The organism is uncultured Thiodictyon sp., from assembly GCF_903828115.1.
Taxonomy (GTDB): Bacteria; Pseudomonadota; Gammaproteobacteria; order Chromatiales; family Chromatiaceae; genus Thiodictyon.
The window spans coordinates 1-7,584 of the sequence record NZ_CAIKKU010000582.1 but is presented as its reverse complement, the minus strand read 5'-3'; the positions used below and the strand labels follow the sequence as shown (position 1 = coordinate 7,584).

General features: G+C 62.7%; 6 protein-coding genes. 2 read left to right on the top strand and 4 right to left on the bottom strand.

The genetic code is table 11. The features are described from left to right. Positions 1–206: 206 nt before the first annotated feature. The 4 genes from QZY48_RS21975 to QZY48_RS21960 all read right to left on the bottom strand — a co-directional run bounded on the left by QZY48_RS21975 (position 207) and on the right by QZY48_RS21960 (position 2,384). A complete protein-coding gene (locus QZY48_RS21975) occupies positions 207–569 on the bottom strand; it encodes a hypothetical protein (RefSeq protein WP_295435159.1) in 363 nt (120 codons plus the stop codon). Between the two features lie 255 nt (positions 570–824). Next, a complete protein-coding gene (gene tnpA, locus QZY48_RS21970; RefSeq protein WP_295435157.1) occupies positions 825–1,256 on the bottom strand; it encodes an IS200/IS605 family transposase in 432 nt (143 codons plus the stop codon). 182 nt (positions 1,257–1,438) lie between these two features. Further along, positions 1,439–1,954 (bottom strand): hypothetical protein, encoded by a 516-nt coding sequence (locus QZY48_RS21965; RefSeq protein ID WP_295435155.1) that lies wholly within the window; start codon positions 1,952–1,954, stop codon positions 1,439–1,441. A 199-nt stretch (positions 1,955–2,153) separates the two neighbouring features. Beyond that, the gene (locus tag QZY48_RS21960; RefSeq protein ID WP_295435154.1) at positions 2,154–2,384 is read right to left on the bottom strand and encodes a hypothetical protein; all 231 of its coding nucleotides are present in this window, start codon (positions 2,382–2,384) and stop codon (positions 2,154–2,156) included. Positions 2,385–3,123: 739 nt separating this feature from the next. On the opposite strand from QZY48_RS21960, the gene QZY48_RS21955 reads away from it, so the two are divergent. Continuing rightward, complete coding sequence (locus QZY48_RS21955; RefSeq protein ID WP_295435152.1) at positions 3,124–4,353, top strand: HlyD family efflux transporter periplasmic adaptor subunit; 1,230 nt, start codon at positions 3,124–3,126, stop codon at positions 4,351–4,353. Further along, the gene (locus QZY48_RS21950; RefSeq protein ID WP_295435151.1) at positions 4,350–7,490 is read left to right on the top strand and encodes an efflux RND transporter permease subunit; all 3,141 of its coding nucleotides are present in this window, start codon (positions 4,350–4,352) and stop codon (positions 7,488–7,490) included. Before QZY48_RS21955 ends, QZY48_RS21950 begins: the two co-directional genes overlap by 4 nt. Positions 7,491–7,584 lie beyond the last annotated feature (94 nt).

The window sequence follows — 7,584 nt, the reverse complement described above, 5'->3', positions numbered from 1 at the left end:
TGGGTGGTTAGCCCTTACGAGGAATCACTTCCGATCCCTCTCCCGACCGGGACTTGCACCCGGCAAGAAACGCCAAGCTTCGCTTGGCGCACCAAGACCTGACCCCATGACCTTGGCGGTCGAGGCTCGGCTGCGTCGCAACCCCGAACTGCCAAAGTGGGACATCTTGATCCAGCCAGCCTGCTCGGTATGAGATTTAGCGGAAATCACCTTAAGTGGCGAGCCCAGTCGTCGGACAGTGTTCCTTTTAATAGCTTGCCATCGACAAATTCCACAGCACATCCGTTACCACAAGAATATTTTGCATTACTCGTCATATATGTGGAACCGTCAGGCCTTACCATAACAGTCATTCCCTTGTATTCTGGAATAAAAGGTCCCAATATATTTTGGACTTCCTTTTCTGACATACCTACGGTGATCTTGGGCCAATCACGTTTATGCCGTGCATGCTGCGCCTTTAGCAATTCCATCGTTGCTGGGGACACGCGACTACTTGCACTGCCCAAGATAGTGGCTATACCAACTGCGACAGATGTGATAGCAGCAAGTAATCTAGCGGTCTTCATGCGCAACCCCAAAAATTATGAGAGAGACGCAGCAGGAAGGCATACGCAAGCGCTGCGCTTAGCAGGATGGAGCCAATATCAAACCAGTCAAAGGCACCGTTGGTCATATTCGCGTATGGCAGATGGATCAATTTATGCTCCCGAGAAGCAACCATCCCCCAGCAAAGCCGGGGGCTTTCATTCGTGAGCCGCTCAAAGCGGCTACGGGGTCGCTAACGCGGCCCCGCGGTTCTTGGGCCACCGAAAGGTGGCGAATCAGCCCCAAAGGTTGAGCTGTTCGAGACGCGTATCTTCCTGCTCTTGGTTCTTGATGTACTCACGGATCGTGCCCTCGTCCCGACCAACCGTCGAGACGAAATACCCCCGAGCCCAGAAACTCTGCCCAACAAAGTTGCGCCGACGCTCACCGTACACGCGGGCAATGTGGATCGCACTCTTTCCCGTGATGAGGCCGACCACCTGCGACACGGCATACTTGGGCGGAATCGCGATCAGTATGTGTACATGGTCGGACATCAGATGCCCCTCCAAGATGCGACTCTCCTTCTGCTCGGCTAACTTCCGGAACACCTCGCCAAGGTGTCGCCGAAGTTGCTCGTACAACATCTTACGGCGGCACTTTGGGATAAAGACCACATGGTATTTGCACTCCCATTTGGAGTGGCTTAGGCTCTCAGGTTCGTCCATCGGGATTCTCCAGTGTTGCGTGCTTGGCGGCTCACAACGCGGAGTTTCCTGGATGGTCTCCCGGAAATGTCAAACTTTTGCTGTCTCCCCGGCAAAGCCGGGGGTTTCCCCGGCTTAATAAAGACACAAGGGCAACCTCGAAGATTATACCAACAGCACCCTATGTAATGGTAGAAATTGCTCTAATGCTTTTCATCTTTATCTCCAGGGTATGGCGTGAGGCGGATCAACAAAAGATACGCAAATAATACCCCGATTATTATCGACCCTACATCCAGCCAATCAAATGTTCCCCAGACTGCATAAGAACAAAATATTCCGAACGAAGCCTGATCTTCGTTATCAATAAGGAATGCGGGGCAAGTTTTTAGGCTCTGCGAGAACTCAAACGCTATGTTAATGATAGCCCAGAAGACACACGAAATGACAACATTTGGCTTTCGTAAGCCCATTGCAACCGACGTAAATAGAGAAAACGCAAAGGTATGGATGGCTGTTGGCAATGACCCAATCAATATTGATAGTGGTTTCTGCAAATCTTCAGAAAAAAATAGATTTCCTCTGACTGGGGAAACTTTCCTGACTATATACAAAGAATCCGGGTCACGTATTAGTAGATATACGGCAGCACCTAGCACCAATGCGATTATCCCGAAAAGCAATAAAAATATTGCCGAAGTTCTGCTCGTATATTGCATTCGTGATTTCTCAATATTGGGGTCACTGCATAATTCGGACATTTCCGTACGCTAAGCCGGTTGCGCAAACGATCGTTTAAGTTTTGTACAAAGCCAATGCATCGGCTCGGAGCCGCTGGCAGATTCTTTATAGACGTAAGCAAAAACTCCAGGTCCTACGTCCTCGAGTACATAACGCTGCTTTTCTGCTTCCCATGCTTCAAAACGAGCAATTTGCATTTTTCAATTCGTCATTTTCTGCCAACAGCGCAGAAATATGCTGCTGCAACGCAAGATATCCGACGTATTTGGATGCGATCTCAGAGTTCAGGGCGTTGACTTGCTCCAGGTTGACAGCGTTATCTCTGGTCTCAAGGAACGACTTGACAAGAGTGTTCAAATGGGCAAAAGAGGCGAGCCCGGCAGTTACGAGCGTTATCGGATCAGACAAGAGCTTGACTCCTTACGTCGTGATATTGGTTTGTTGCCCAACTAGATTTCGCCGAACGAACTACCCCATAAACCATCCAGCCTGCCATAGTGTATCAAAAATCCCCGCCCCTGTCAATGACCTTAACGCGATCTTCCCCCGCACCATCCGGCCGTTATCCGGCAACGTCGCCAACTCGTCCCGGATTCGGCCCCAACACTGCCTCATAAACTGGAGGACGGCTCGCAAATCGCGCCAGAAATGCACGATTTCTCAATGCCCTGGGCGAGGCGTCGTGCTGGACCCTGAGTGCGTTACGCGCCGACACTCCCGCGCACCGAGGATGCCTAGGTGGGCTGGATCTAGCGCTCGATCTGGTTTCACAACAAGCGGCACCCCAAGGAGATGGGGACGTCGGAGGTGGAGGCTTCTCTATCGAGCCTGGCGACCTAACGCGGGGTCTCGGCTTCCACGCAGAACCGGGGCCTATGCGCTCTGGTGTTCCTCTGCAAGGCCGCGGTGGTCTGAGAGGCCCGTCGCGGCTGAAGCCGCTCCCACAGCGTCGCTGCGCGACTATTTGGGCAACTGCCTCGACGATCGCCGGGGGTATCCGGCCGACGAGCGGGGCTGCCGGACTGCACTGTTGAGTGGTTCACCGGATGCGGCCGACCGATCGCGGATTGCGCTGGAAGCCGCGCACCCCACGTTAGGCTCACGGGTTATTTCATCCGCTGTCCAGATTCACGCCCACAGACTCGCTATGCTGCGCAAACTCCTACCTCTCGTGATCCTGGCCCTCGGGGTCGGCGGCTTCCTGGTCCTGAAGGCGACCCATCCGCGGCCGGCACCGGCGGTGCCGCAGGAGCGCGTCTGGCGGATCGATACGATGACCGTGAGCCCGGGGCTCTACAGCCCGCAACTGCGCCTGTTCGGGCGCGTGGAGGCGCCGGACCGGATCCGGGCGGCGGCCCCGGTGGCGGGGCGACTGCTGGAGGTCAAGGTGCGCGACGGTGAGCTGGCGGCGAAGGGTGCGCTGCTGGCCCGGCTGGACCCGGCCGACCTGGAGCCGCGGCTTGCCCAGGCGCGGGCCGAGTTGGAGCGGGAACGGCTGAAGCTCTCGCACGACACCCAGGCGATTGAGCAGGAGCGGGCACTGCTGGCGCTCGCGCGGGCGGCCCTGGGGCGGGCGGACAAGGTGCAGTCCCAGAAGCTGGGGACGGCGACCGAGGTCGACCAGGCGCGCGAGCAGCTCGCGCGGGCGCAACTGGCGGTCACCCTACGCGAGCAGGCGCTCGCCGAGCACCCGGCGCGGCTGGCAGCGCTCGGGGCCAAGCTCCAGGAGGCCGAGCGCGACGCCGGCCGCGCCGAGATCCGCGCGCCCTTCGCGGCGCGCATCGGCCGGGTCGAGGCCGGCGCCGGCGATCAGTTGCAGGCCAATCAGACGATCCTCACCCTCTTCCCGGTCGACGGGCTCTATCTGCGCGCCAAGGTCCCCGGCGACCGGGGCGAGGAACTGCGCGCGGCCCTGGCGGCAGGCCTTCGCCTGAGCGCCCAGGTCAACCACGCGGGCCGGACCTTCACGGCGACCCTGGAGCGCCTGGCCGGCGAGGCCGACGCCCGCGGCGTGGACGCACTACTCAAGGTGGATGGCGATGCCAACCTGCCGGTGGGGGCCTTCGTCGACCTGGTGCTGCAGCGCCCCGCCATGCCGGACACCATCGCCCTGCCGTTTGCCGCGCTGAACGGCGGCGACCGGGTCTTTGTGCTGAACGAGGGCCGGCTCAAGGGGATCGAGATCGAGCGGGTCGGCGAGCTGACGCAGGACGGGGTGAGCGAGGTCCTGGTGCGGGCCCCCGGGCTCACGGCCGGGTCCCGGGTGATGATCACCCACCTGCCGAATGCGGTGGACGGGCTCAAGGTGCAGGAGGTGCCGGCGCGCAAGACGGCCGCCGCCCAGGACGCCGCCGCCGGCACGGAGAAGGTCAGATGAAACGCGGCCTGATCACGGTCTTCGCCCGCCACAAGCTGCTCGCTAACCTGTTGACGGTCATGGTGTTCGTCCTGGGTGCGGTGGCGCTCACGCGGATGAACATCCAGTTCTTCCCGAGCTTCGCCCTGGACTACATCGCGGTGCAGGTGGTGTGGAGCGGGGCCTCCGCGGAGGACGTGGAGAACGGCATCACCATCCCGTTCGAGGAGCGCCTGAAGACCGTCGATGGCCTCAAACGCATGACCTCGACCTCCACCCAGGGCATCGCCAGCCTGTCGCTGGAATTGCACGAGGGCACCGATGCCCTGCTGGCCCTGGACCAGGTGCGCCAGCGGGTGGATGAATTCCGCAATCTGCCCAAGGACGCGGAGACGCCGCAGGTCAGCCGGATCTCGCGCTATGAATCGGTCGCTCGGGTCCTGGTCTCGGGGCCGAGCCTGCAGGACGTGCGCCCCTGGGTGCGCCAGTTCGAGCGCGAACTCCTGGCGCGCGGCGTCGACCGGGTGGATATCGCCGGGCTGCCGCAGGAGCGCATCGCCATCGAGGTCCCCGGTCGGACCCTGGAGACGCTCGGGCTGTCGCTGGACGGGATCGGCCAGCAAGTGGGCCGGCTGGCGCAGGACTTGCCCTCCGGGGTCGCGGGCGAGGCCGACGGGGCGCGCGAGCTGCGCGGCCTGGAGCAGCGCCGCGACCCGGTGGCCTTTGAAGCCTTAAGTATCGTCAGCGACGAGCGCGGCCTGGTGCGCCTGGGGGACGTGGCGGTCATCGTGCGCGAATCGCGCCCGGCGGCCCTGACCATGACCGAGGTGGAGACCGAGCTGGCCCGCTCCCATGGCGCGGTCACCGTCGAGATGCTGATCCAGCGCGCCGAGACCGGTCACTCGCTGCGCGCCGCGCGTGTCTTCGAGCAATGGCTCGCCGAGACCCGCCCGACCCTGCCGCCGTCGATCCAACTGACCGTTTTCGACCAGGCCTGGCAACTCATCCGTGACCGCATCGATCTGCTGGTCAGCAACGGCCTCCAGGGTTTCGTCCTGGTGCTGATCCTGCTCTATATCTTCCTGCCCGGGCGGGTCGCCCTGTGGGTGGCGATGGGTATCCCGACCGCCTATCTGCTGGCCCTGGCACTGCTGTGGGCCTTCGGCGGCACCATCAATATGATGAGCCTGTTCGCGCTCCTGCTCACGCTCGGGGTGATCGACGACGACGCCATCGTGATCGGCGAATACGCGGAGTCCCGCTTCCGCATGGGTATGCCGCCGTCGGAGGCGGCCATCGCGGGGGCCAAGCGGATGTTCTGGCCGGTGGTCGGTTCCGCCCTGACCACCATCGCCGCCTTCCTGCCGCTGATGCTGGTCGGGGGGATCATGGGCAACATCCTGCGGGACATCCCGTTCGTGGCGATCATGGTGCTGATGGCGTCGCTCATGGAGGTGTTCCTGATCATGCCGGCGCACCTGCGCTCGGCCTTCAGTCACCAGGTGCGGCAGGTCACGCCGCGGTGGCGCAAGCGGGTGGATGCCGGATTCGACCGCTTCCGTGACCACTGGTACCGGCCGGTAGTCGTGGCCTCGCTGCGCTGGCGCGGGGTGACGGTGAGCGCGGTGGCGGTCATGATGATCCTGTCGGTGGGACTGCTTGCGGGCGGGCGCATCGCCTTCGTCTTCTTCCCCACGCCGGAGGCGCAGATCGTCTTTGCCAATGCCACCTTCGTCGCCGGTACCCCGCGCGAGCAGACGGCGGCCTTCCTGGATGATCTGAAGGAGGGGCTGCGCGCGGCCGAGCGGGACTTAGGCGGCGGCCTGGTGGAGGCGGCGGTCGCCCGCCTGGGCGCTACGGTGGCGGTGGACGTGGGGGCCGGCGCCCGCGGGGACCAACTCGCCTCGCTCCTGGTTCAGCTCGTCCCGTCTGAAAACCGCAGCGTGCGCAACGAGGCCTTCCTGGCCAAGTGGCGGGAGCGGGTCAGGGCGCCGGCGGGCCTCGAGAGCCTGGTGATCTCCTCGCGCCGCTCCGGTCCGCCGGGGCGGGATCTCACGGTGCGGCTCACCGGTGACGACGCCCACCGGCTGAAATCCGCCGCGCTGGACCTGGCCCAAGGGCTGGAGTCCGTCCGGGGGGTGTCGGACATGGTCGATGACATGCCCTTCGGTCGCGAGCAGTTGATCTACCGGGTCTCGCCCGCCGGACAGGCCCTGGGCGTGACGACTGAACTGCTGGGCCGGCAATTGCGCGCCGCCTTCGACGGCTATCTAGCCCAACTGGTGCAGGTCGGTCAGGACGAACTGGAGGTGCGGGTGCTGCTGCCGCGCGCCGAGCGCACCCGTCTCGACGCCCTGGAGCAGTTGAACATCCGGGTCCCGAGCGGGGAGTTTGTGCCGCTCGACACGGTGGCGGACTGGGAGAGCCGGCGCGGCTTCGAGGCCCTGCGCCATGCCGATGGGCGGCTCGCGGTCGAGGTCTCGGCGGACATCAACCGGGCGCTCAACACCCCGGACAACGTCAATCGGGTCCTGCGCGAGGGCCTGTTGCCGGACCTGGTGGAGCGCTACGGGGTCAGTTTCAGCTTCGAGGGCCGCGCCGCGGATCAGCGCGAGACCTTAGGCGACATGAAACTGGGCCTCTACATCGGACTGGGGCTGATCTATATCATCCTGGCCGCGGTCTTCTCCTCCTGGGGTTGGCCCCTGGTGGTCATGACCGCCATCCCGCTCGGGCTGATCGGGGCCATCTTCGGCCACTGGCTGCTCGGCATCGACCTGACGCTCCTGTCCATGTTCGGGCTCTTCGGGTTGTCCGGGATCGTGGTCAACAACGCCATCATCCTGGTCAGCATGTACCAGGAGTTGCGGATGACCGGGATGGCGGTCAATCCCGCCCTGGAGGAGGCCGCCTGCTCGCGCCTGCGCGCCATGCTGCTCACCTCCGCCACCACGGTGGTGGGCTTAGGTCCGCTCATCTTCGCCACCAGCCTCCAGGCGCAGTTCCTCATCCCCATGGCGGTGTCGCTGGCCTTCGGCATCACCTTCGCCACGGTGCTGGTGCTGATCTTCACCCCGGCCCTGCTGTCGCTGCATGAGTCGGCCCATGAACGGATCAGCGGTTGGTTGGCGCCCGCCCCGCAGAGCGCGGAGATCTGATCGCATCGCGCCATTTTCGTTGTCGTTGTCGTTGTCGTTGTCGTAATCGAGGTTATCGTAAGCGTTCCGCATTCTCTCGCACCCTGAAGTGCAT